Origin of the sequence: Microbacterium sp. SCN 69-37 (genome assembly GCF_001724435.1) — a bacterium.
In the GTDB taxonomy this organism is placed as follows: Bacteria; Actinomycetota; Actinomycetes; order Actinomycetales; family Microbacteriaceae; genus Microbacterium; species Microbacterium laevaniformans.
Genome location: NZ_MEEL01000025.1, coordinates 26,436 through 49,560, shown reverse-complemented (window position 1 = coordinate 49,560; position 23,125 = coordinate 26,436). Strand labels below are relative to the sequence as shown.

Genomic DNA, 23,125 nt, shown 5'->3' with positions numbered 1-23,125 from the left:
CCTCGGACATTTGTTCGAATGAAGAGATCCCGCACAGGGCGCGCGCCTTCTCCCCCGGCGCGACGCGTCAGCCGTTGCAGGCCCAACCGTCTGAGTCGCCGTCGAGCTTGTAGATGTCACGGCCGACGACGCGGGCGACGCCCTCGAAGTAGGCGGGACCGTTGCCCTTTCCGCCCGCGCAGTCGACGTCGCTGGCGATGGGCACGCAGGCGTCGGCATAGTTCGGGTCGCAGCCTCCGGGCGCGGCGGCGGGCGGAGGGGCGGCCGGCTCGACATACGTGCCGACGGAGGTCACCTCGGTGACAGGCGGCACGGTGACGGTGTCGGAGACGAGTTCACGCTTCGTCTCCTTTCCATCGGTGAGGGTGACGCGGTAGGTGCGCGTGCGTTCACCGTTCTGTCCCGCGGTCGTGACCGCGCTCTGTCCCTGCGCCATCGTGGAGTCGTCCACCGACGTGCGGTCGAACGGTACGGCTTCGGTGACGGCCTCGTCGCGGGTGGTGACGACCGGCGTGTGCGTCGGCGTCGGCGTGGGGGTGGGGGTGGATGCCGCTGCCGTGCCGGTCGTCGCGACGAACGCGACCGCACCGTTCTGTTCGCCCGCCGAGCGTACGGCGACCGTGGCCGCGTTGACCGCTCCCCCGACGAGCGCGATGCCCAGCACCGCCGCAGCGCCGACGATGATGCTCGTGCGACGAGAGAGCCCCCGCCGTGGAGTCTTCGCCGCCGCCGCCGTCACCGCGATGTCTGCGGATGCCGCGGCCCCGGTCTTCTCGGCGACGTGCGCCGTCCACGTACTCCGACCCGCGTCATCACGGCAATGGGAGCGGTACCGTGAAAAATCCTCAGGCAGCGAGATCGCTCGCGGCGCCGATGGTCAGCACGGCACCGGACGCGAGAAAGGCGATGGTGGTCATCCAGGTGCCCCAGGTCTGAGGATTGCGGGGGCGCACCGCGGCGAGGGCCGGCGCGAAGCCGCAGACGAAGGCGACGAACGCGACGATGGTCACCGCGATCGCGAGGTCGTCACCCGGCTGCGCAGCAGGATCGAAGGCGCGCGCGATGCTGATCGCCGCGGCGACGACAGCGACGACGGATGCCGCAGCCGACAACCCACTGAGCACGGGCGAGAGCGGCGGGATGTCATCGCGGTCGCGTCGACGCGAGATCGGGCCGTCAGCGAAGACCAGGAAAACCGAGGCCAACGCCAGCACGATCGTTGCGATGAACGTCACGCGTTAGGGCCGCCCCATCCCGTAGTACGCCCACCCCGCGGCGCGCCACGCGGCCGCGTCGAGCCCGTTGCGGCCGTCCACGACGACGCGGCCGTCGGTGAGCGACGACGCGTGCTCCGGCGGCAGCTGGCGACGGTACTCGTCCCACTCGGTGACGAGCACGAGAGCGTCGGCGTCTCGGATGGCCTCGTCGCGGTCTTCGACATAGGTGAGCTGCGGGTGGATGCGGCGGGCATTCTCGATCGCCGCCGGGTCGGTGACCGTCACGTTGGCGCCGAGCCCGTGCAGGCGCACGGCGACGTCAAGGGCCGGAGAGTCGCGGATGTCGTCGGAGTGCGGCTTGAAGGCTGCGCCGAGCACCGTCACCTTCTTCTCGAACACCGATCCCCCGAGCCCGTCGACAACGAGCTGCACGGCGCGCTCGCGGCGGCGCAGGTTGATCTCGTCGACCTGACGGAGGAACGCGACCGACTCACCGCGCCCGAGCTCCTCTGCACGAGCGGAGAACGCGCGGATGTCCTTCGGCAGACACCCGCCGCCGAATCCGATGCCGGCACCGAGGAAGCGGCGTCCGATGCGAACGTCATGGCCGATGGCGTCCGCAAGCTGCGTCACATCCGCGCCGGTGACCTCGGCGATCTCTGCCATGGCGTTGATGAAGCTGATCTTGGTCGCGAGAAAGGCGTTCGCCGACACCTTGACCAGTTCGGCAGTCGCGTAGTCGGTGACGATGAACGGCGTGCCCTTTGCGATGGAGGGGTGGTAGACCTCACGCAGCACGGATGCCGCGACCTCCCCTTCGTCACCGGCGGGCACGCCCGCGACCAGGCGGTCGGGGTCGACGGTGTCCTGCACAGCAAATCCCTCGCGGAGGAACTCGGGGTTCCACACGAGCGTGGCGCCCGTCTCCGACACCCGCGGCGCCAGGCTTGCCGCGGTGCCGACAGGGACGGTCGACTTTCCGGCGACGATGTCACCCGGCGCGAGGTACGGCAGCAACCCGTCGAACGCGCCGTTGACGTACGTGAGATCGGCGGCGTAGCTGTCCTTCTGCTGCGGAGTTCCCACACCGACGAAGTGGACCTTCGCGCCCGCGGCCTCAGCCATGTCAGTGGTGAAGCGCAGGTTGCCCGCTGCAATCCCCGCCGTCAGGATCTCCTGCAGTCCCGGCTCGAAGAACGGCGCCTGTCCCTTGGAGAGCGCGTCGATCTTCCGCTGGTCGACGTCGATACCGACCACCTCGTGACCGATGGACGCCATAGCCGCAGCATGCACCGCGCCGAGGTAACCACAACCGATGACGGACAGCTTCATAGGAGCTCCAAGTTGGGGGGACGGTGCGCGAGCGGAGGTGGAACACGCAAGACTGTTCCTATCAGAGATGCGTATCCGGCTTGTAAACCGCGGTCGTAAAAGAGGTCACGTGACGTTCCTTCCCGCCGATACCTATCGCCTCATCGAGGAGTCGATGCCGATCGCCTGCGTCGACTTCGTGCTGGTGCGTGAACAGAACGGACGCCGAGAGCTCGGCCTGATCCTCCGCGACTCACCTCATGGCCGGGTGTGGTGCCACCTCGGAGGTCGCATTCAGCGCGGGGAGACGATCGCCGACGCCATTCGCAGGCACAGCCGCGAGACGATCGGCGTCGAGCCGGCTCTTCCCCTTAACCCGCAGCCGGACTATGTCTACGAGTGGTTCCCGCCCGACCTGACGCCGACCGACGGGACTGTGTCAGGCGACGACCCCCGCAAGCACGCGATCGGGCTCTCCTTCGTGGTCGCGGCGGAAGGCTCGCCGCGACCACGCAACGAGGGTCTCGACTTTGCGTACTTCGCGCCCAGCGAACTGCCCGCAAACCTCTGGCCCGGATGCCGGGAGTTGTTCGCGCTCCTGAAGCTCGCGCCGCTTCCCGATTGATCTTTACCGGGAGTGGGCGTAGTTTCATCGCTTGGACGTAGTCGTCCCACCATTCCGGGGGGAATGGTTGTGTGAGCACTCTGGGGGGATGATGCTCGAGCGTGTCAAGAAGCGCATCAACGCGCTGATCTGGGGAATCGAGAGCGTGAACTGCGCCGAGTGCGGTTCATCTGTGTCGCCCGCGAAGGCCGTCTGGAGCGGGCGAGACGCCTACTGCTCGATAGAGCACGAGCTCCGCGATCGCGAGGTTCCCCGTTGGGCGCCGCCATCGCATGCAGAAGCGCGGGCGCGCACGGTCGACGTTGCTCCCGTGTACCGTCAAGCAGCGTAGTCGCCGTTCCACCAGTCGGCGATGTGGGACATCGCTTCTGCTGCGTGGACGTGGCGTGGATCGAGGCGGAACCGCTCGAAGCTGCCCTGATCCACGAAGGTGGCATCTTCTACGATCACTCGCCCTTTTCGCGCGTCGAGCGAGAGCTCCACGCGCCAGTCGACCACGCCGGGCACTGAGGCGAGCGATCGCAAACGCTCGATCGCCTCTTCCACCCGGTCGTGGCTGACATCGTCGTGGACACGAAAGAGCACGATGTGACGGAACACAGGACTACTCGCGAATGCTGTCGACGTGGTCGCGATACCACGCGACTGTGCGCTCCATGCCCTCTTCGAGAGTGATCTTCGCCGTCCACCCGGCCTCGGCGAGCTTGGAAACGTCGAGCAGCTTCTGCGGCGTGCCGTCGGGCTTCGAGGTATCCCAGTCGGTCTGTCCGGTGAACCCCGTCACGCCGGCGATCGTCTCAGCGATCTCACGGATCGTGACATCGCTCCCGGTGCCGACGTTGACCTGATCCGGTCCGTCGTAGTTCTCCAGCAGGTGGAGGCAGGCGTCGGCCATGTCGTCGGCGTGGAGGAACTCACGCCGCGGCGTTCCCGTCCCCCAGTTGGTCACCGACGCCGCCCCGGTCTTGGCCGCGTCGTCGTACCGACGGATGAGCGCCGGCAGCACGTGCGACCCCTTCGGCGAGAAGTTGTCGTTCGGTCCGTAGAGGTTCGTCGGCATCGCGCTGATCCACGGCAGCCCGTACTGACGACGCACCGCCTGCGTCTGGAGGATGCCGGCGATCTTCGCGATCGCGTAGGCGTCGTTCGTGGGCTCCAGGTGCCCGGTGAGCAGCGAGTCTTCGCGGATCGGCTGCTCGGCGAACTTCGGGTAGATGCACGACGAGCCGAGGAACAGCACGCGCTCGACATCGTTCGCGAGTGCGGCATCCAGCACGTTGACCTGGATGCGCATGTTGTCGCTCAAAAAGTCGACGGGGTACGTCGAGTTCGCGAGGATGCCGCCGACCTTCGCGGCCGCCAGCACGACGTACTTCGGCTTGGCTTCGCCCATGTAGGCGAACACCGCGTCGCGGTCCTTGAGGTCGAGCTCGGCCGAGGTCTTGCCCACGATGTTCTCGAAGCCGGCAGACTCGAGCCGGCGCACGATCGCCGACCCGACGAGCCCGCGATGCCCGGCGACGTAGAACGTCGCATCGCGGTCGAGTTCGCGCGGGGTGTACTCCACCCCGTCAACTGCCGTCACCACGTCAGACCACTCCCCCGGTCGTTGAGCGAGCGCAGCGAGTCGAAACGCCCCCCGCTCACAGAGTCCCCCACGAGGCCAGCTTCACGGTGTCGATCCAGTCGGCGCCCTTTTCCAGTGCTTCCACATCGGCGTCAACCATGAGCTTGGCCAGTTCCTTCCCATCGATCGTGGGAACCCAGCCGAGCTTGTCCGCCGACTTCGCCGGGTCGCCGATGAGGGCGTCGACCTCGGTGGGGCGGAGGTACCGCTCGTCGAACTTGACGAACTCCTGCCAGTCGAGCCCGACGTGACCGAAGGCGGTCTCGAGGAAGTCCTTGATCGTGTAGCCGACGCCGGTCGCGAGCACGAAGTCCTCCGGCTCGTCGGCCTGCAACATGCGCCACATGCCCTCGACGTACTCGGCCGCGTAGCCCCAGTCGCGGATCGACTCGAGGTTGCCGAGGTAGATGTCCTTCTGCACGCCGGCCTTGATGCGCGCAACGGCGCGCGTGATCTTGCGGGTGACGAACGTCTCGCCGCGGCGGGGCGACTCGTGGTTGAAGAGGATGCCGTTGACCGCGAACAGGTCGTATGCCTCGCGGTAGTTCTTGGTGATCCAGTAGCTGTAGAGCTTGGCGACGCCGTAGGGCGAGCGCGGGTAGAACGGCGTCTCTTCGTTCTGAGGCGGCGGCGTCGCGCCGTACAGCTCCGACGTCGAAGCCTGGTAGAACTTCGTGTCGATGCCCGACAGGCGCACCGCTTCGAGCAGACGGACGGTGCCGGTTCCCGTGGTGTCGGCCGTGTGCTCGGGCTCGTCGAACGAGACACGCACGTGGGACTGCGCGGCGAGGTTGTAGACCTCGTCGGGGTTGATCTCGCTCAGCAGCGTCACCATGCGCGCGCCGTCGGAAAGGTCGCCGTAGTGCAGGAAGAGCTTCGCGTCGGCGTCGTGCGGGTCGACGTACAGGTGATCGATGCGGTGAGTGTTGAACGTCGACGCCCGGCGGATGAGGCCGTGCACCTCATAGCCCTTCGAGAGCAGCAGCTCCGCGAGGTAGGAACCGTCCTGGCCCGTAATACCCGTGATCAATGCTCGCTTCGACAAAGTAACTCCCGTATGGTCGGATCTGCAATCGGACCGGCGCCGATCGCAGAGCACACCATACCGTCCGCATGTTTCCACACGGCAACACGGCCTCCCATAGCTGCCACCCTCTTAGGTAGGATCGCCCACATGCCAGCAAGCCTGAGTATCCGCCGCCGGGGACAGACTTGAGTGGTCCATCTTCGCAGATCGAGGCGCCTACCGGGCTAGGGAGGATCGGGGTCGGCGCGATCTCGACAGTGTTTGTGCTCGCCGCGCTGGTGTTCCCTCTCCTCGCCGCTGCCATCGCCGTAATTTACGTAGTGGGGCTCCATCGCCGGGGGCGGACAGCGGCAGGTATCGGCGCGATCGCCGCTGTAACAGTGCTGTTCGGGTACCTGAATCAAGGCAAGGCCATCGCAGGCGATTGGGCCTGGTACGTCGAGCATTACAGAGCACTCGAACATTTGGACTTGGCTGACTACCTGGGGCGACCGTTCGGTTGGATCACCCCAGCTCCTACCGAGCCGGTCTACTACTCCGTGGCTAGCGTTCTTGCACGTGCGAGCCACGCAGATGTCGGGGTACTTTCGTGGGCCGCCACGACACTCATCTATGTGCCGCTTGGCGTCGCGGCGCTTATGCTGTCGAAGCTGCTGACACGACGCGTAAGCGTCGCAGCGGCAAGCATCGTGGTGGCCATGCTGTGCGGGCTTACCTTCACACTGTCCACACAGCTCGTCCGACAAGAGATTGCGGCGTCTTTCATTTGCCTTGCGATTGCGCTCTTCGTGGTACGCAAGCCAGTAGTTGGTGGGGCCGCGCTGTCGGTAGCGATCCTGACTCACAATTCAGCCCTAATACCTGCCGCAGCGGTTGTACTGTCCGCGTTTTTCGCGCGTGGCGACCGCGTGAATGCCTGGAGAATCATTGCTTCGGCACTGGGCTTTGCGCTACTTGGAGCCCTCTATCTTCGCGTTTCCGGAAACGACTCGTACCAAGGCAAGAGCGATGGCGCCGTGAGTGTTTTCACGATCGGGCTTGACTTGCTGATCGTGAGTGTCTTTCTTCTCCTTGCACGCGACCACGGATGGCCCCCATACACGCGTTTGTTGGCCTACTGCACGCCAGTATTTGTAGGATTTCTCGTCGGCGTAGCCGCCCAGCCACTGCCCTTCCTTCGAATGTACTTTTATCTCGAAGGGCTTCGGGCGCTCATGCTAGTCGTGATCGTCGGGCTCAGTCTCAGGAACGTTAGATTCCGAGCAATCGCAATCACTACCGCGGTAGTTCTGGGATTCCTCTACCTCCATATGAGGATAGCGAACTCTCCTTTCGAGTATCAGACTGGACTGTTCGAAGCCGTATTCTACAGCCCCTGGTGACCCGAGAGTGACCGCACCACTCGCGCAGGCACGCCAGCTGCGAGGGTCCCGGCCGGAATTGATGAACGAACCACTGCGCCCGCAGCGATGACTGAATTATCGCCGATGGTAACTCCTGGGCAAATCACCACGTTTGATGCTATCCAGACGTTCCTGCCGACCGTCACTTGAGAATTCACCGATGTGTCCTTAAAGAGGCGATCGGCGCTGGGGGCCCCAACATCGTGAGATTGCGACGTGATCACCGTGTGCGCCGCAACGATTGAATGATCGCCGATGACGACGCCTCCGTCGCCCCACAGGTGCACGAAGTCACCCAGTCCGACGCCGTTCCCAAGGTGCACATGGTGTCCGGCCTTGATGACAACTGTGGGGGCAATGCTCACACGCGCGCCACAAGATGCCAGTTGCGAGCGAGTTACAAACTGTCGCCAGCGCTGGTAGGCGCGGAAGGGAAAGTCGAAAAATCGCAAGGATGCTCTCTTATAGCGCTGACGGTGCACGGAACTCCTATGACTTGGCCCACGGATTAGGTGCCACTCTGGGTCGCTAACGCGCGGCGGGGATGTTGTTGATTTCAAGTGTCTCGTATTCGATCGGTGTGCGGTAGCCGAGGCGGAGTGTCGGCGTTGGCGGTTGTGGAAGATGTCGATGTACTCGAAGATCGCGTTGGCGAGCTCGACTCGGGTCTTCCACTTCTTCCGGTTCAACAGTTCGATCTGCACCGAGGACCAGGAGCTTTCCATCATCGCATTGTCCAGCCCGTCTCCGACGGATCCGAACGAGAGCAGGAGTCCGGCGGAGCAGATCTTGTCTCCGAAGAGCCACGAGGTGAGTTGGGTGAACTCAACCCGTCAGCGCAACAGTGCTTGGAGCCTATCGGCTGGGGTATCGAAGTCGAGCGTCTTCCGTGGCCTCGAGTTCAGTCTCGCGGCCACGGCGTTGAGGTCGGTCTGGGTGAGGTCTTTCATGCTCACATCCTTGGGAAAGTACTGACGCAGCAGCCGGTTCGTGTTTTCGCTCGTGCCCCGCTGCCAGGGGCTGTGAGGGTCGGCGAAGTAGACGTCGAGACCGGTGTATTTCGTGACGTTCTTGTGGTCGGCCAGTTCCATCCCTCGCGAACGCCTCAGCTGCTCAGGTAGCAGGTTCATCTCTCGCGAAAGCCCCGCGGTGACGGACCCCATGTCGCGGCCGTCGACGTGCACGAGAACGGTGAACCGTGTCGCGCGCTCGACGACCGTGGCGATCTGGGTCCAGTGGCGACCGAGGAGGAGGTCTCCTTCCCAATTGCCGGGGACCGCACGGTCCGCAGCCTCCGCGGGGCGCTCGGAGATGGAGACGGCATCCTTGATCTGGGAGCGCCACTGCCCGGTGACGTTGTTGTGCACGCTCCGGCGGATCGTCCGCCCGGACCGCAGATGCTCCTACAGCTCCTTCGCAAGGACGCCGCGGGCCTGCACGAACAGGCACTTGGAGCCTGACCCGGTTTCCCGGACACCTGAGTTGAGGCGATGATCGTCTCGGAAGGAGTCCGTGAGATGCCTGCTGCCCACCCGCCGGAGTTCCGGCGTCGAGCCCTGGATCTGGTCGCGCAGGGAAACCCTGTCGGCCAGACTGCGCGTGATCTCGGGGTCAGCGAGTCCTGTCTTCGCAACTGGATGAACCGTGACGCGGTCGACTCCGGCCGCAAACCCGGTATCACCACCGATGAACACAAAGAGCTCGTCGAGCTTCGCCGCCGGAACCGGGTGCTGGAGATGGAGATCGAGATCCTCAAGCGCGCGTCGGCGTACTTCGCCCGGGAGAACGTGCTCCCAAAATAGGGTTCCGGCTGGTCCAGGAGCTCGCCGCAGACGGGATCCCCGTCGCGGTGGCCTGCCGGTTCCTGAACGTCTCCACCTCCGGCTACTACGGCTGGGCAAGCCGGCCACCATCGGCGCGCACGTTGGCGGACGCGGAGCTGACGACAACGATCCGACGCATCCATGCCGACTCGCGGGAGACCTACGGGGCACCGCGTGTGCTCGCCGAGCTGCGGCTCGGGCTCGCTGTTCACGTGGGCCGCAAGCGCGTCGCGAGGCTGATGCGGCTGGACGGGCTGGTCGGTGTCTCACATCGCCGCAAACGCCGCGGGGGGAAGCCCGGCACCGCGACGCACGAGGACCTCGTGAAGCGGCAGTTCCGCGCCGACGCGCCGAACCGGCTGTGGTTCTGCGACATCACGCAGCACCGCGCGAGGAACGGGTGGGTTTACTGCGCGGCCGTGATCGACGCGTACTCGCGGCGGATCGTGGGCTGGTCGATCAGCGACCGGATCACCGCGGAGATCGTCGTCGACGCGCTCGAGATGGCCCGCTGGCGACGCCGCCCCGAACCCGGGACCGTGGTCCATGCGGATCGAGGAGCGCAATACACCTCGTGGCTCTTCGGGCATCGGCTGCGCCAGGCCGGACTGCTCGGATCGATGGGCAGAGTCGCCTCGAGCGTCGACAACGCGCTCGTCGAGAGCTTCTGGTCAACGATGCAACGCGAGCTCCTGGACCGCACCGTCTGGGACACCCGGGCGCAGCTCGCGTCGGCGATGTTCGAGTGGATCGAGGGGTTCTACAACCCCCGCCGCCGGCACACCAGCCTCGGCGACCTCAGCCCCGCCGACTTCGAAGCCCTTCACACCACCGCAGAAATCGCGGCATGATCAACACACAAGAACCGTCCGGGAAACCGGGGCAGGCTCCCCTGTCAGAGGCAGCTGTGCGACGGGCGAATCACCCTCAACCGCGAAGAGCCACTTCAGTGACGAGCCAAGCGCACCCGCCGCATCCACCAAACGACATAGCTGCTCATCCACCAGAATGGCCAAGTTGCGGGCGCGGCCTTCTTCAGAATCCTTGCCGAGGATCGAGGATGCCCCCCACTCTTCGCTCCTAGATACGCGCGCCAATCCACCCAAACAGCCTGGCGAGGCCGCGGTGGATTACGAGGACACGTTCCGAACGTGCCAGGAGCGAGCACTGCCTTCATACCGAGACGCGCCAGCCGCAGCCCATAATCGATATCAGCCAGAGCATGTGCGTACTGGCCGTCGATACCGCCAACAAGTCGCGCGACCTCGATGGGAACGAGTACAAGATTCCCGTTCATCGTGTCGACCTCTACCGGCTCGGACTTTGGGGGCACCAGCCGATACCGCAGCGGGTGCAGTCCATCACGGGCAAACCCGCCATAGGTAATGCTGCCAGTTTCAGGATCCCTCGTAGAACCCACAACAGCTCGTCCCGGTCGTTCCGCAGCGGCCGAGAGTAGTCGCTCGAATGCGTCTTCATCTAGCGCCACGTCGTCATTCAGCCAAAGAAAATACTCGGGACCGGGAGCTTCATGCCGCCGAAAAGCTGCTGACTCGGCCGCAGCCATTGATGCGGCCCAAAACGCAGAGCCATTGCCCTCGATGAGTTCGAGATCGAGTCGCCTCTGTTCTTCTCTCAGCATCTCAGTGGTGCCATCGGACGAGCCGTCATCGAACACGAAGATGCGAACGAGCGCATTGACGCGATGGGATGCCTGCTCGACGCCATTAATGGCCCTTTGCGTCAAGGCTCTACGATTCCGCACCGCCATCAGGACGAAGATGCTGGGTCCTGTCCCTGTCGCAGGGGCGTTCCAACCACTTTGCGTACCCACTAGAGAATATCCATGACGGGTCGTACACCGTCACGCACAAGCGTGGCCCAGTGCGCGTCTAAGTCGGCCCCTTCGAAGCGGTATCCAACCACAGCCGCCGGATTTCCAGTCACAATCGCACCGGTTGGGACATCGGAGGTAACCACAGCACCAGCGCCAACCACTGCGCTGTCCCCGATGCTTATCCCCGACAGTACAATGGCGCCAAATCCGATCCATACGTCAGAACCAACGACCGTTCGCCTGCTCAACTCAGCGGGGTGTTCTCCGACCCAGCGTGAATCCCTGATCGTAACCCCAATCGCGCGCATGTCGTGATCTCGGCGACCGACGATCGCGGCACCATTTGCGATGAGAGTGCAGTCACCAATGACTCCATCAGTTTCGATTCGAACGTCTGAGCCCAGCGCAACCTTAGTCCCCACGATCAAGGACTGGGGAGCCCACAAGACGCATCTGTCCCCCAGTGAGAATCCATCGCCGACTTGAACATTCCGGCGAACAGCCCGGCGAAGGCGGGCAGCCGCCCGTTGCTCACGAAGCAATTGTCGAACCGACATCGGTATCCCTCCCCCTCTTTCCCCTGAGAGCCGCCCGATAGACCTCTTCGTACTCTGACGCGCCCCGACGTGCACTGAAGTCGATGGTCGATTGACTGGGCTCTCCGTTCGCGGCGACCGCTTCAATGGCTCGAGCCCACTCGGCCGGGCTGTCCGACACCGAGATCACTCCCGGCTGGTTCCTCGCCCAGCGTAGACCTGGGCTGTCGCTAACGACGCTAGGTAGCCCGCAGACGAGGGCTTCCGCGAGAGCTACGCCCATGCCCTCGTTTCGACTTGGCATCACGTAGTAATCACCTTCAGAGAGCGCACGATCTGGGCCTCCCGCCCCCCGGTGAATCAACCGACCAGAGTCTGCCATTCGGGCTAGGCGAGCCGTCTCCTCCAATGAGGCACCGTCCTCCATCCCTACGTGGATTAGCTCGTGTCCCAGCTGTTCAATGGCAGCGAGCGCCAGCTCGTGACGCTTCGTTTCGGAGCAGTTTCCGATTATGGCCGCTACCGGGCGTGAACCCGCGATGCGCTCAGACTTGGATCGTTGTCGGGCTTCCCGAAGCTCAAAGATTGCGTCGTCCACCCAGTTGTAGACGACTTGCGCAGATCGACCTAGGCCGCGCTCATTCTCCGCCACGTCGGGCGACGGCGCGACCATCGCAGCGACCAACGTATCCGCTATGCGGGCTTGCAACCACCGGGACCACAGCCAACGTCCCCTAGCGAGGAAGACGTTGTGTACAGTGCGCACCACCGCTCCCCGTGATCCCAGCGCCAGGCGGGCAACGATAACTGTAGGGAGGTACGAGCCTTCCGTGTGGATGTGGACGATATCAGGACGATCGCTTCGTATGACCCTTGTAAGCGCCGACCAACGTGTCAACCGACCGGGCGCACTCAGCGCGTGCACGGTGTAGCCGGCGTCCTCTAGGACGGATGAGTACGGATGCTCTTCTCCGATGCCGACGATGGAATGCTCGAACTCCGCCGTCAACATGTATGGGGCACCCGAGACGAGCATACGCTCCATGCCGCTGGGCCGAAGATTGGACATAACATGGAGAACTCGGATCTTCCGGCACACAACGCCTCCAAACTTGACCTGACTAGTGATATGGGATCTGGGATACGGTTGCATGCCGTCGTTGTCCCCGATGCTCGAGCCCGCTGACGGTGACACTAGCAGTGGTACATGTCGCGGGTATCACATCTGCGTTGACCACTGGCGCTACAGTCGGACGAGCGGACGTAGAGAGCACTAATAGGCCGGTTCGGTGGGTGGCTGACGAGGGTCGGGACGACCAGTTAGGGACGCGGATGAGGAGCGTGGCCACCGCTGGTGCTGCGCGCGTTGGAGTTCTTCTCCTGAGCGTGCTGCTCGTGGCAGTCACGAATCGATTAGCGATCGATTCGATTGGACTTGATGCGTTCGGAGTGGTCAACCTGGTCGTCACCCTCTCCGCGCTCTTCCCGTTCGCCGACCTCGGTATCGGCGCTGCGCTCATGACTGAGCTACCCAATCCCACCCGGACCAGAGCCCAGATAAACGACCTGATTGTGCGGGCCAACCGCGTACTGTCAACCGTCGCGTTGGTTGTTGCGTCCGTTGCATGCGGCGGTGGTTTCTTCGGCGCCTGGCCCCAGCTGCTGGGCGTTGAGGACATGGGCTTTGTGAACTCAGCAGTGACCTTCATGCTGTTGTGCTTCGCGGCGAGCATACGTTTGGGAACCGGAGCGCGCGTGCTTGTGGCGACCGACCGCGCACACCTTGCCGTGATCTCTCAGGGTGTTGCACCGGTCGTTACCTTAGGAGCTACGGCAGTCGCGTACCTGACCGACGCGGGGGCACTCGCCTATGCCGTAGCGGCGCCGATTGGCCTAGTCGCCGCCAACGTTGCGGCCTTCTGCCTGGCAAAGAGGACAACTCGTCTCCCCTTAATGCGATTGCGCATCACCAGCCCCTTGCCCGCAGGCCGCACGCTACCGATTCTTCGCCATTCCTTGCCGATGCTCTGGATTAGCATCGTGACCCCAGTCATGCTGCAGTCTGACAGAGTAGTGCTAGCACAGTGGGGTCCAAGCGCAGCGCTTGCGTCCTACGCTGTGGCTTCGCAGCTGTACTGGCCGTCCTACAGTGTGGTCACGACCGCGGCTTCTCCACTCTGGCCGCGCTTCGCCGCGATCCGCGCTCGCGGAGCGCGGATCCTTCGACCATGGCTTCTCTCGACTGCGGCGTTTGCAGCGGTGGGTGTCATTCTTGCCGTGGGTCTTATTGTGGCCACTCCGTTGTACCAAAACTTCGTCGGGGCCAGCGCCGCGTCGGATGTCGGGGAGCTCTCAATCCTCTTTGCGCTGCTTCTCATATGCCAGGCGGCTATCACGCCCACATTCGCGTTGTTCACCGCGCCCTCAGGGCTTCGTATTCAGGCAATTATCGTCAGCGCGGCGCTTATAGTGAAAGTCTCGGTTACTTTGCTACTCCTGGGGCCAGTTGGCGCTGCAGCGCCACTGTATGGAGGACTTTCCGCGGTCTGCACACAAGCAGCATTGCTTCTTATTCTCACCCCGTATCTGCTAAGAAGAATGTAGAATCCCGAACTCCCCTGACTCAAATGGGTGACCTGCCCCACGGAAACGGTTTCAGTTCCGGTGGCTGACTGGTGGCCTGATCCGGAAGGCTCATCTTGATGCCTCGTCCCTACCGGCCGGAGTTTCGTGCTCGCGCTGTCGCGCTCGTGCGTGCCGGCAAGCAGGCCAAGCAGACCGTCGTCGAACTTGGCATCCATCCCGTCACGCTGTCGAACTGGATCCGTCAGGCTGATGTCGACAATGGCCGCCGGCCCGGTGTCGCGTCGTCGGAATCTGCGGAGCTACGCACGGCGAGGCGCCGCATTCGAGAGCTTGAGACAGAGCTGCTGATCGTCCGACAAGCGGCGACGCTCCTCGACGAGGACCGTCTCCGCCCAAAAGGCTTTTCTCGGTGATCGATCGTCTTTCCGACGCCGGGATCCCGATCGACCGCTGTTGCCGCGCCCTCGGAGTTGCTAGGCAGCACTACTATCGCGTGAAACGGAAGCCCTTGGCCGAGTCCGAGCTGCGCAGGCAGTGGCTGACCGGGCTGGCTCTTCGGAATTAGGGGTGTAGCGCGGGTCTGAAGCCTCCGGCTTCGAGCAGTGATCTCGCGATGTAGTGGGTGAGGTTGCGGAAGCCGAGGGCGGAGCCGCGAAGGTGCTCGAGCCGGCCGTTGATGGCCTCCGTTGGGCCGTTGCTCGTTCCGGGGCGGTCGAAGAACGCGAGGATGTCCGCGGCGCGCTGCTTCAGCGTGCGGCCGAGGCGACGGACCTCTTTGAGCAGCGCGGGAACGCCGTTGCTGACAGAGTCAATCAGGCTCTTCACGATTGAAGGTGTAGCGCGGGTCTGAATCCTCCGGCTTCGAGCAGCGACCGGGCGATGTAGTGGGTGAGGTTGCGGAAGCCGAGCGCTGAGCCGCGGAGGTGTTCGAGCCGCCCGTTGATCGCCTCCGTCGGCCCGTTGGATGTGCCGGGGCGGTCGAAGAATGCGAGGATGTCGACGGCACGCTGTGTCATGGTGCGACCGAGTTTGCGGATCTCGACGAGCGCCGCGGGGACCCCTGTGGTGATCGCATCGATCACGGACTGCATCATCTCCTTGGCCTTCTTCTTGTCGGGCTCCCGGTAGGCGGCGACGATGCGCTGGTAGATGCCCCAAGTCGCTTCGACCTCGACGTGCTCCTCACTCGCGAACACCGCGTCCAGTCGAACGCGCTGCCGGTCGGTGAGCAGGTCCGCGCCGGTGTGCAGGGTGCGGCGGGCCTTGTAGAGCGGGTCGTTCTTCATCCCGCGGCGCCCGAACAGGTCTTGCTGGACGCGCCTGCGGCACTGGTCCAACGCGTCGCCGGCGAGGCGGACGACGTGGAAGGGGTCCATGACCGGGACGGCGTCGGGGAGTTCTTCGGCGGCGGCGGTCTTGAAGCCTGCGAACCCGTCCATCGCGACGACTTCGATCTGCTTGCTCCACTCGGTCGGCCGCGCCGCGAGCCACTGCTTGAACACCGCCTTCGAGCGTCCCTCGATCATGTCCAGCAGTCGTGCGGGACCCGTCTCCTCACGGGCTGGGGTGAGGTCGATGATCACGGTCACGTACTTGTCGCCGACCCTGGTGTGACGCCAGACGTGCTCGTCAACGCCGATCGTGGTCACCCCATCGAACCGGGCAGGGTCCTCGATGAGTCGGCGCTTGCCCTCGGCGAGCACCGCGGTGTTCGCGGCGCTCCAGGACACCCCGAGGCCCGCGGCGACACGGGTCACGGTGAGGTGGTCGATGACGACGCCCCGCAACGCCCACTCCACGCCGAGGCGGGAGATCTTCGCCCGCGGCGCCGCCGCCTTCGTCATGTCCTGCCGCCACGCCCGTCGGCAGTGCGCGCACCGGTACCGGCGCACCCGCACCAGCAGCGTCGTCGGCCGATGCCCGAACGGCTCATGCGCGAGCCGACGCGTCACTGTGTCTCTCGGCACGCCCTCCGACCCGCACCTCCGGCACCACGGGTCCGTCTCGACTGGCCGGCACTCGATCGTCGCCCGATCCGGCTCGATCAACTGGCCCACGGCGACGAGCCCGAGCTCATCGAGGCGGCAGAACGTCGTCAGGTCAGGGGTCGCGAACGTAGGGTGGAGCACGTCGAGGTCTTTCGGCGATGGTGAGCGTGAAGAACTTCCATCATCCGGGAGACCTCGACCCCTACCCGGCCACCGACGCGCTCAACCGACTACACCCTCGTTCGTGAAGAGCCGAGTTAGCGCTTCTGATCCTCGGGGACCTCGACCCCTACCCGCCAACCATCACCCGACGAGCCTCACCCCCACCAGATGTCCGAAGAGCCGGATAAATCCGGTCAATACACGTCCTGGCTCTTCGGACACCGCCTCCGCCAAGCCGGGCTCCTCGGATCGATGGGCCGGGTCGCATCATCCGTCGACAATGCCCTCATCGAGAGCTTCTGGTCAACCATGCAACGCGAGCTCCTCGACCGCACGACCTGGGACTCAATGACGCAGCTCGCGTCGGCGATGTTCGAATGGATCGAGGGCTTCTACAACCCGCGCCGCCGGCACACGAGCCTCGGCGACCTCAGCCCCGCCGACTACGAAGCCCTTCACACCACCGCCGAAATCGCGGCATGATCAACACACAAGAACCATCCGGGAAACCGGGTCAGGCTCCGTCAGGCTCCCACATCGAACCGGCCACCAGAGCCAGCTGACACCAGCAAACAGCTCTCCGAACATGCCGGCGCGAGTCACAGACCCCATTTGAATGGCGCGACAGCTCGCTATTACGATGGTCACGACACGCTCGTCAGAGCGTCCTCTATGCCATCCACAAACCGGAGAGCCATTTTCTCGATTGAGAAAGTTGGGGCGATTTTGGCACATCCAGCTCGCAACGATCTGTTCATGCTCGTGTCGCTGAGTACAGCAGCCAGAGTTCGTGCGTAAGCAATGGGGCTGTCCTCACTTTGGGCCGAATTTTCCGTGCTCAGATAGGCATGCTCAGGCGCGTGGTAGGGCCAGGCGGTCGTAACCACCGGAACATTCGCCACGATGGCATCCACCGCGATCAGACCGACTCTCCCGGGCATCGCCAATGCGTCCGCAGCGCGAAGTGCTATCGCGAGTTCTCTACCGAATACTGGTGGTCCCGGATACAGCCACGCGCGAGTACGTGCCGCTTCCGATAACAGGGCCTCGTCTGAGCCTCTCCCCAGAATTGCAAGGCTCGCATCAGGGAGTTCTCTCGTCAGGAGATCGAAAGCTCCCAGCAGGAAGGGAATTCTCTTCGAGCTGTCGAGCCCCCCCACGTACAGTGCGATCGGACCGCCAGACCCGTGGCGGCTGCGGAAAGCTGCCACCTCCTCGGCGGTGACCGATGAAAGATCCTTGCGCAGCTGTGTCGCATCTGTAGTGTTCCACAGGACCGTGGTCCTCTTCCGATCGAAGCCCCTCTCGACCACAGCTTCAACGCTGGCGGGCGTGTACCCGAAGAACCACGTTGCTCGGTTAGTCAGCCGGGTCAGTATGGCTGCATCCAGGAGACGCGCCTGCTGAACATGGTCGCGACCGTGTCCCCACATCGCTACTCGCGGAAGCGACCGTAAGAGGGAAACATAGGTATCTACATTCCGGCGAGCTTGCTCAACGATGACTAAGTCGGTCCGCGTGAGGTGCAAGCGTGTATCACGGAAAGTCAAACGTCGGCCTGCAAACTTAATTTCTCTCTGCTTGACAGACACGTCTATAGCTTCGGTCGCGGAATCCCCCCGCATGGACTGAGTCGCGTTCGGCCTTCCTGCTAGGACACGAATCTCGATGCCCCGAGTTTGGGCTAATGACTTCATCGTTGCGAAAAGTGGGACCCGATAGTGCGGAACATACTCCTGGAGGATGTCAACGCGCATAGCCACTCCGTGCTCTTTGGTACATCGTTTCAACACGCATAACCCATGCGTCGGGGCTGAACTCGTTGCGGAATGCGCGATAGGCATTGGCGCCTTCGAGCGCTAGCGACTCGTAGGTGGAAGCTGCGATTGCCAGAGAAGACAATGACTCGAAAACTCTGCCGCTGGCAGCACTTGAGATGTGATCCCCAACGGCATTGTTCGCCAGCGTTAGGGTCGGTCTGCCTCCGGCAAGTGCGTGCAAGTAGGCCAGCGCCGGAGCGGGCTCAGCCCACAAGCTCGGAAAGACGAGCCCTCTTGAGCCATTCACGTGTGACTGAACTTGGGACTCCGGCAAGTTGCCAGTGAAGTGGACATTCTTTCTCGCAGCGATGAGACGTGCACGGTCGCCCACGGGACCCTCTCCCACGACCATGAGCGGGGTTGACGGTTCCCAAACTTCGAGGAGTTGAAGAATGCCCTTCTCCTCAGCCAGTCTCCCAACATAGATCCAAGGAGCATCCAATTCGATCGAAGATGGCTCATCGGTGGCGGCGAGGAAATTAGGGATTACTTCGGCACGTAGCTTCAACTCCACGTTCGTAACGCGAGAGAGTGTTGCGAGGGAACGCTCAGAAAGGAACACGAGGCGGTCCGCTCGCTTTAGAAGAGCGTTATGCGCCCCCGCGCTTCGAGTTGAGATGGCGAGGGGCACTGTGGCAGCCCGGCTTCCCCTGTAGCACGCGTGACGAATGGCAGAGGCGCTACCCACGGTAGGGCACAGAGCGCACGGCTCGCCTTCACGGAACAAGCTCCCCCGTGCACAGACGGACCGGTAGTTGTGAATGGTAGCTACTAGAGGCCCCTCCCACTCCATGACCCACCGGTTACCGATGTTGGGAAAGGTGTTATGAACGTGGACGACGTCTGGATCAAACTCCCTGAGCGATCTCGTAGGGGAGACACCACGATCGAGCAGTACGCGCACTGCGGCGCGGAGTGGATACCCAGGCCGTGCGCTTAGGTCGTCGGTTGACACACCGATAGTTCGGACTGAATGCCCTGCATCGGTGAGCGCCTTTGCTTGCGCGTAGACTGCGTTATTCTCACCGCTTGGCTGCGATGAAGAGTAGTAACTATGTACGATAGCGATCTTCATCGATATGCAACTATCAGCAAAAACTGCAGGTTCCCGAGGAGGTACCGGCGCCCGAGTCGACGAGGTTCTCTCGCAAGTCTGAAGAGCCACTCCAAGCCGTATCGCTGCACCCACACCGGCGCCTGAGCGACCGTCCCCGCCGCAAAGTCGAATGCTGCTCCAACTCCGACCGCGGGAACGCCTGTTTCGCGGGCGATCGCATTCGCGACGAAATCCTGCTTGGGGCTCCCCATTCCAACCCAGACGAGGTTTGCTCCCGACGCTCGGACGCGGCGGATTGCTTCGTTCAAGAGAGCGTCGTCAACTGGCCCGAACGGCGGTGCCCAAGAGCCCGATATGTGGGCTTGTGGATAACGTTGGCCGACCTGCTTTAGAAGCGAGGCCAAGGTCTCAGGTGTTGCTCCAATAAAGAAATGGCGAATCTCCGTCGCTTGGCTCCGATCGAGCGCAGCTTCGAAGAACGATGGTCCACGAACCCGTTCCGCCGTTGATGTGGTGTCACGGCGTCGGATGAGCGCTGCCACCGGCGCCCCGTCCGGCAGGGTTCTTCCCGGGGAGTTCAGCAATGCGGCGTAATCTTTGTTCTTTTCCGCAATCACCACGCACCATGCGTTCGACAGGCGGGTGCCCCCGACAGCAGCCTCGGCCGTTGCCGTGGCCAAGAGATCCGCGACCGCATCATCGAAGGTGCATACGTCAAAGTTCACTGCCCCAACTGGCACTCGACTTTGGAAACTGACGCTATCCAATATGCTCCTACCTTTCGGGCGAATTAGTGCGCCGTCTCGCCAGGGGCGAGCGCGGCTTTGGCGGTCTTGGTGAGGATGACTAAGTCTCCGAGCAAGGACCAGTTTTCTACGTAGGAGAGATCGAGCCGCACGGTTTCCTCCCACGAGAGGGCTGAGCGACCGCTCACCTGCCACAGACCCGTTATCCCGGGCTTGACGAGGAATCGGCGATGCACGTGCGTCGCATAGTGGGCGACTTCACTCGGCAACGGCGGCCGGGGTCCCACAAGTGACATCGAGCCACCAATCACGTTCAACAGCTGCGGCAGCTCGTCCAGGCTGTACTTGCGCATGATCCGGCCGATCGGTGTGACTCGTGGATCGTTCTTCATCTTGAACAAGACCTCGTTGCCCGAGTCGATGCCCTGTTCTTCGCGCTCGCGCTGCAACTTCTCGAGCAACTCTTCGGCGTTCGTGACCATCGAACGGAACTTCAGCATCGTGAACTCTTGGCCGCTGCGACCGATCCGCACCTGGCGGAAGAGCACGGGGCCTTCCGACGACAGGCGGATGCTCATCGCCAGGAACGCGAACACCGGGCTCAGCAGCAGAACACCGATCGAGCTCGCGACGACATCCACCGACCGCTTCAGAAACAGCTGTCCCTTGCTGAAGCGCGGAGTCTCCACATGAATGAGGGGCAACCCCGCCACGGGACGCGTGTGCAGACGAGGGCCGGCGATGTCGACGATGCTCGGCGCGAGCACGAGGTGCTGACGGCCCGCCTGAAGGTTCCACGAGATCTGCTTCACCTTGTCGGGTGGTAGCTCGTCGGTGCTCGTGACGGCGACGGTGTCTGCTCCGGTGAGTTCCATCGCCCGTTCCACCGCGTTGACGTTCCCCATCATGGGGATCGTCGTTCCGGGCACGACGTCGGCGACCTTGCCTGTGGGCGTGCAGGCGCCGACGACGTGATAGCCGGCGCTCGGGTTGCGGACGAGCTCGCGCGCGATCTGGGCGACCGAGGCCTCCGATCCAACCAGCAGCACCCTCGCAGAGAACTGCCCGGTGCGCCGCTTCATGATGAGCCACTGTCGCCACAGCCAGCGCGTCCAGAGGATCACCATCACCCCGACGGGCAGACTGAGCAACAGAAACCCCCGCGCGACATCGATCTTCGCGAGGAATGCGATGATCGCGATCGCACCGAAGAGACGCAGGCTCGCGTCGACGACACGCAGGTACTCGTTCGAACCTGAACCGAGTACGCGGATGCTGCGCGAGTCGCTCCACGACAGGGCGCCCATCCAGGCGATAACGAGTGCGACAGAGAATGCCCAGTAGGAGACATCGGTGATGCGTGCGTCGGTGCGCATCGCGACCTGCGCATTTCCGAACCCGAACCATGCGATCTGAGCGCCGAAGACGGCCCAGGTCAGCACGAGGAAGTCGCTGACGATCAGTCGTCGCTGAAAGCGGCGACGCCAATCATTGAAGGGTGGGGCAGCGGGACGCATAGTGCTGGTGGCCTGAGTCGACGCACCGGTCGGAGCAGTGATGGAGCCGCTGTCCGCGCGGGATGCTGTCGAGTCGTGAGGCGACTCCGTCGTCGCATCGACCTGAATATCGGTCGACACTTCGGCTTCCTCCTAGATCTCGGTTTCGGCCCCCCGGTTGTCGGGAGAGTATCAGCCATCTGTGTCAGATGTGTGACGAGTGACGGTCTGATGACTGCCCGTGGCACCCGAGCCTATGAGCAGGATGAGAGGCCTCTCATCATCCTTTTGGTGAAAACTTGGTGTCGCGTGCGAGTCGTCAGCCGAGCGACGGCGCCGTCGGCGCGACGGCACCCAGCGTTCCGACGACGACCAGCACCAGATACGACACGTTGTACGTCACGTGCGTCAGCACCGCGCCCCAGATGCGCCCCGTGAGCAGAACCACCAGCGCGCACGTGCCGCCGACCGCGAAGAGTTGGATGCCGTCGACCAGCGTCAACGTCCCCGACGTCGCGTGCAGCAGCACGAACCCTCCCGCCGACACGAGCGCCGCCGTCACCCCGGCCGCGACCCCGCCCAGACTCCGGCGCAGCAGCTGATACACCGCGATCAGCACAACCGTGCGGAAGAAGAACTCCTCAACCAGCGGCGCGACCAGGCCCGCCGGAATCGCCTCCGTCAGCCACCAGCCCGAGGGCAGCCCCCCGTCGAGCGCCATCGCGGAGGGGAAGGCCGCGGCATCCGCACCGCTCACCCAGCCCTGCAGCAGACGCAGGCCGAGCCCCAGCCCGACGCCCCACAGCACATCGATCGGCCGAAACCTCAGCAGCCCGGCCGGCCGCGACCGCGCGAACGCGAATGCGACAGCGGCACCGAGCCCGAGCCACAGCACCACGGTCGAGGCGGTGGCGGCCCACGGCGCCGCGATACGGCTCACGGCGCCGCCGCCGACGACACCGAGCCCCACCCCGATGAGCGCCGCCGACAGGACGGAGAGGTCCCACCGGCGCACCGCCGTGCCGCCCAGCCGCCAGTCGGTGCGCTTGCGACGACGGCGCCCGCGCGTCGCGGCCTCGCCCGACGCCCCCGACGCGCCGCGCCCCCTCGGCGACCGGCGTGCAGGCGCCGACGCCTCGAGGGCGGACGAACCGGGGTCGCTAAGCTGATCGGGCACGTGGCCAAACTACCGGTCACGCGGCGAGCCACACACTCCCTCCCCGCTCTATCGACACCGGAAGTCAGCGTGCTCGAGATCCTCACCGTGTGCACCGGCAACATCTGCCGCTCCCCCCTGGCCGCACAACTGCTGTCCACCCGCCTCGCCGACCTTCCAGTGCGCGTCGCCAGCGCCGGCGCTCGCGCGCGCGACGGGATGCCGATGACCCCCGAAGCCGCAGACCTCGCCGTCGCCCGCGGCGTCGACCCCGCGCTCGTCGCGTCGCACGCCGCCCGCTACCTCACCCCCGTGCACGTGCGCACCGCCGACCTCGTGCTCGCCATGGCCCGCGACCACCGCCGCGAGGTCGTCGAGCTCGACCCTTCGCGCATGCGACAGGCCTTCACCGCCCGCGAGTTCGCCCGACTCGCCGCCGACCTGAGCGACGACGACCTGCGCGCCGCCGCGGCGACAGCCGGGGAGGGCGCCACCCCGCGGGAACGCTTCGCCGCCGCGCTGGGCGCGGTCGCCGGGCGCCGCGGGATCACGCTGCCCCCGGCATCCGCCGAGGACGACGACGTCATCGACCCCTACGGTCGGTCGGCGGCGACGTACGAACGCTCCGCAGTCGAGCTCGAGCCAGGGCTCGTCGCCGTCGAACGCGTCGTGCGGATCGCCTTCGGCTGACCCCTGTGGACAACTCCA

General features: G+C 64.1%; 24 protein-coding genes and 3 pseudogenes. 8 read left to right on the top strand and 19 right to left on the bottom strand.

The genetic code is table 11. The features are described from left to right. Window positions 1-67: 67 nt before the first annotated feature. The 3 genes from ABS64_RS06540 to ABS64_RS06530 form a co-directional block, all read right to left on the bottom strand. The gene (locus ABS64_RS06540) at window positions 68-739 is read right to left on the bottom strand and encodes a G5 domain-containing protein (protein ID WP_292681974.1); all 672 of its coding nucleotides are present in this window, start codon (window positions 737-739) and stop codon (window positions 68-70) included. A gap of 106 nt (window positions 740-845) precedes the next feature. Then, window positions 846-1,235: a hypothetical protein gene (locus ABS64_RS06535; protein WP_292681970.1), complete on the bottom strand. Its 390-nt coding sequence runs from the start codon at window positions 1,233-1,235 to the stop codon at window positions 846-848. A gap of 3 nt (window positions 1,236-1,238) precedes the next feature. Then, the gene (locus tag ABS64_RS06530; protein ID WP_292681968.1) at window positions 1,239-2,549 is read right to left on the bottom strand and encodes a UDP-glucose/GDP-mannose dehydrogenase family protein; all 1,311 of its coding nucleotides are present in this window, start codon (window positions 2,547-2,549) and stop codon (window positions 1,239-1,241) included. A 109-nt stretch (window positions 2,550-2,658) separates the two neighbouring features. Here ABS64_RS06530 and ABS64_RS06525 point away from each other — a divergent pair, with 109 nt between their 5' ends. After that, window positions 2,659-3,153, top strand: a complete 495-nt coding sequence (locus ABS64_RS06525; RefSeq protein ID WP_292681964.1) for a DUF4916 domain-containing protein — start codon at window positions 2,659-2,661, stop codon at window positions 3,151-3,153. A gap of 318 nt (window positions 3,154-3,471) precedes the next feature. Here ABS64_RS06525 and ABS64_RS06520 read toward each other — a convergent pair whose 3' ends face one another. From ABS64_RS06520 to gmd, 3 genes are read right to left on the bottom strand one after another with little or no spacing between them, the layout of a single operon-like run. Continuing rightward, a complete protein-coding gene (locus ABS64_RS06520) occupies window positions 3,472-3,753 on the bottom strand; it encodes a Dabb family protein (protein WP_292681962.1) in 282 nt (93 codons plus the stop codon). A gap of 4 nt (window positions 3,754-3,757) precedes the next feature. Then, window positions 3,758-4,738 carry a GDP-L-fucose synthase gene (locus tag ABS64_RS06515; protein WP_292682226.1) on the bottom strand — a complete coding sequence of 327 codons (981 nt, stop codon included), beginning with the start codon at window positions 4,736-4,738 and terminating at the stop codon, window positions 3,758-3,760. A gap of 58 nt (window positions 4,739-4,796) precedes the next feature. Beyond that, complete coding sequence (gene gmd / locus ABS64_RS06510; protein ID WP_292681960.1) at window positions 4,797-5,825, bottom strand: GDP-mannose 4,6-dehydratase; 1,029 nt, start codon at window positions 5,823-5,825, stop codon at window positions 4,797-4,799. A gap of 245 nt (window positions 5,826-6,070) precedes the next feature. On the opposite strand from gmd, the gene ABS64_RS06505 reads away from it, so the two are divergent. After that, on the top strand, window positions 6,071-7,189 hold the full coding sequence (locus ABS64_RS06505) for an EpsG family protein (protein ID WP_292681958.1): 1,119 nt from the start codon (window positions 6,071-6,073) through the stop codon (window positions 7,187-7,189). Here the strand turns inward: ABS64_RS06505 and ABS64_RS14670 are convergent. From ABS64_RS14670 to ABS64_RS06495, 3 genes and pseudogenes are all read right to left on the bottom strand, one after another. Continuing rightward, window positions 7,174-7,356, bottom strand: coding sequence for a DapH/DapD/GlmU-related protein (locus ABS64_RS14670; RefSeq protein ID WP_363331271.1), 183 nt, complete (start codon window positions 7,354-7,356; stop codon window positions 7,174-7,176). The two genes, ABS64_RS06505 and ABS64_RS14670, sit on opposite strands and share 16 nt — an antisense overlap. A 438-nt stretch (window positions 7,357-7,794) precedes the next feature. Then, window positions 7,795-8,022 (bottom strand): annotated as a pseudogene (locus tag ABS64_RS14665) (integrase core domain-containing protein); the annotation flags it as partial. A gap of 21 nt (window positions 8,023-8,043) precedes the next feature. Beyond that, on the bottom strand, window positions 8,044-8,607 hold the full coding sequence (locus ABS64_RS06495; protein WP_292682223.1) for an IS30 family transposase: 564 nt from the start codon (window positions 8,605-8,607) through the stop codon (window positions 8,044-8,046). Between the two features lie 120 nt (window positions 8,608-8,727). Here ABS64_RS06495 and ABS64_RS06490 point away from each other — a divergent pair, with 120 nt between their 5' ends. Together ABS64_RS06490 and ABS64_RS06485 are read left to right on the top strand one after the other, a co-directional pair. Beyond that, window positions 8,728-9,012 (top strand): transposase, encoded by a 285-nt coding sequence (locus ABS64_RS06490; protein WP_292681956.1) that lies wholly within the window; start codon window positions 8,728-8,730, stop codon window positions 9,010-9,012. Window positions 9,013-9,059: 47 nt separating this feature from the next. After that, window positions 9,060-9,884, top strand: coding sequence for an IS3 family transposase (locus ABS64_RS06485; protein ID WP_292681954.1), 825 nt, complete (start codon window positions 9,060-9,062; stop codon window positions 9,882-9,884). A 95-nt stretch (window positions 9,885-9,979) separates the two neighbouring features. Here ABS64_RS06485 and ABS64_RS06480 read toward each other — a convergent pair whose 3' ends face one another. The 3 genes from ABS64_RS06480 to ABS64_RS06470 form a co-directional block, all read right to left on the bottom strand. Continuing rightward, window positions 9,980-10,804, bottom strand: coding sequence for a glycosyltransferase (locus ABS64_RS06480; RefSeq protein WP_292681952.1), 825 nt, complete (start codon window positions 10,802-10,804; stop codon window positions 9,980-9,982). A gap of 62 nt (window positions 10,805-10,866) precedes the next feature. Then, complete coding sequence (locus ABS64_RS06475; RefSeq protein ID WP_292682220.1) at window positions 10,867-11,178, bottom strand: DapH/DapD/GlmU-related protein; 312 nt, start codon at window positions 11,176-11,178, stop codon at window positions 10,867-10,869. A gap of 223 nt (window positions 11,179-11,401) precedes the next feature. Next, the gene (locus ABS64_RS06470; protein ID WP_292681950.1) at window positions 11,402-12,451 is read right to left on the bottom strand and encodes a glycosyltransferase; all 1,050 of its coding nucleotides are present in this window, start codon (window positions 12,449-12,451) and stop codon (window positions 11,402-11,404) included. A gap of 296 nt (window positions 12,452-12,747) precedes the next feature. Here ABS64_RS06470 and ABS64_RS06465 point away from each other — a divergent pair, with 296 nt between their 5' ends. Further along, on the top strand, window positions 12,748-14,010 hold the full coding sequence (locus ABS64_RS06465; protein ID WP_292681948.1) for a hypothetical protein: 1,263 nt from the start codon (window positions 12,748-12,750) through the stop codon (window positions 14,008-14,010). Window positions 14,011-14,108: 98 nt separating this feature from the next. Beyond that, a pseudogene (locus ABS64_RS06460) lies at window positions 14,109-14,542 on the top strand (transposase); the annotation flags it as partial. 11 nt (window positions 14,543-14,553) lie between these two features. Here the strand turns inward: ABS64_RS06460 and ABS64_RS06455 are convergent. Both ABS64_RS06455 and ABS64_RS06450 read right to left on the bottom strand, forming a co-directional pair. Further along, window positions 14,554-14,808: pseudogene (locus ABS64_RS06455) on the bottom strand (transposase); the annotation flags it as partial. Between the two features lie 5 nt (window positions 14,809-14,813). Beyond that, complete coding sequence (locus ABS64_RS06450) at window positions 14,814-16,121, bottom strand: ISL3 family transposase (protein WP_292681946.1); 1,308 nt, start codon at window positions 16,119-16,121, stop codon at window positions 14,814-14,816. A 189-nt stretch (window positions 16,122-16,310) separates the two neighbouring features. Between ABS64_RS06450 and ABS64_RS06445 the strand changes: the two genes are divergently transcribed. Next, window positions 16,311-16,625, top strand: a complete 315-nt coding sequence (locus tag ABS64_RS06445) for an integrase core domain-containing protein (RefSeq protein ID WP_292681945.1) — start codon at window positions 16,311-16,313, stop codon at window positions 16,623-16,625. Window positions 16,626-16,786: 161 nt separating this feature from the next. Here the strand turns inward: ABS64_RS06445 and ABS64_RS06440 are convergent, their stop codons facing one another. The 5 genes from ABS64_RS06440 to ABS64_RS06420 form a co-directional block, all read right to left on the bottom strand. Further along, window positions 16,787-17,734 (bottom strand): glycosyltransferase, encoded by a 948-nt coding sequence (locus ABS64_RS06440; protein ID WP_292681944.1) that lies wholly within the window; start codon window positions 17,732-17,734, stop codon window positions 16,787-16,789. A 154-nt stretch (window positions 17,735-17,888) separates the two neighbouring features. Beyond that, complete coding sequence (locus tag ABS64_RS06435) at window positions 17,889-19,037, bottom strand: glycosyltransferase family 4 protein (protein WP_292681942.1); 1,149 nt, start codon at window positions 19,035-19,037, stop codon at window positions 17,889-17,891. After that, entirely contained in the window at window positions 19,034-19,744 is a 711-nt protein-coding gene (locus ABS64_RS06430; RefSeq protein ID WP_292681940.1) for a WecB/TagA/CpsF family glycosyltransferase, read from the bottom strand. Before ABS64_RS06430 ends, ABS64_RS06435 begins: the two co-directional genes overlap by 4 nt. A gap of 65 nt (window positions 19,745-19,809) precedes the next feature. Continuing rightward, complete coding sequence (locus tag ABS64_RS06425; protein WP_292682217.1) at window positions 19,810-21,282, bottom strand: sugar transferase; 1,473 nt, start codon at window positions 21,280-21,282, stop codon at window positions 19,810-19,812. 298 nt (window positions 21,283-21,580) lie between these two features. Further along, window positions 21,581-22,438, bottom strand: coding sequence for a CPBP family intramembrane glutamic endopeptidase (locus tag ABS64_RS06420; protein WP_292681939.1), 858 nt, complete (start codon window positions 22,436-22,438; stop codon window positions 21,581-21,583). A 69-nt stretch (window positions 22,439-22,507) separates the two neighbouring features. On the opposite strand from ABS64_RS06420, the gene ABS64_RS06415 reads away from it, so the two are divergent. After that, window positions 22,508-23,107 (top strand): low molecular weight phosphatase family protein, encoded by a 600-nt coding sequence (locus ABS64_RS06415; RefSeq protein ID WP_292681937.1) that lies wholly within the window; start codon window positions 22,508-22,510, stop codon window positions 23,105-23,107. Window positions 23,108-23,125 lie beyond the last annotated feature (18 nt).

Excerpts from the sequence above, each read along its gene's own strand:
- ABS64_RS06530 (WP_292681968.1), bottom strand. The coding sequence starts at position 2,549 with ATGAAGCTGTCCGTCATCGGTTGTGGTTACCTCGGCGCGGTGCATGCT.
- ABS64_RS06490 (WP_292681956.1), top strand. The coding sequence starts at position 8,728 with ATGCCTGCTGCCCACCCGCCGGAGTTCCGGCGTCGAGCCCTGGATCTG.
- ABS64_RS06480 (WP_292681952.1), bottom strand. The coding sequence starts at position 10,804 with ATGGCGGTGCGGAATCGTAGAGCCTTGACGCAAAGGGCCATTAATGGC.
- ABS64_RS06475 (WP_292682220.1), bottom strand. The coding sequence starts at position 11,178 with ATGCGCGCGATTGGGGTTACGATCAGGGATTCACGCTGGGTCGGAGAA.
- ABS64_RS06470 (WP_292681950.1), bottom strand. The coding sequence starts at position 12,451 with ATGGAGCGTATGCTCGTCTCGGGTGCCCCATACATGTTGACGGCGGAG.
- ABS64_RS06445 (WP_292681945.1), top strand. The coding sequence starts at position 16,311 with ATGTCCGAAGAGCCGGATAAATCCGGTCAATACACGTCCTGGCTCTTC.
- ABS64_RS06435 (WP_292681942.1), bottom strand. The coding sequence starts at position 19,037 with ATGAAGATCGCTATCGTACATAGTTACTACTCTTCATCGCAGCCAAGC.
- ABS64_RS06425 (WP_292682217.1), bottom strand. The coding sequence starts at position 21,282 with ATGCGTCCCGCTGCCCCACCCTTCAATGATTGGCGTCGCCGCTTTCAG.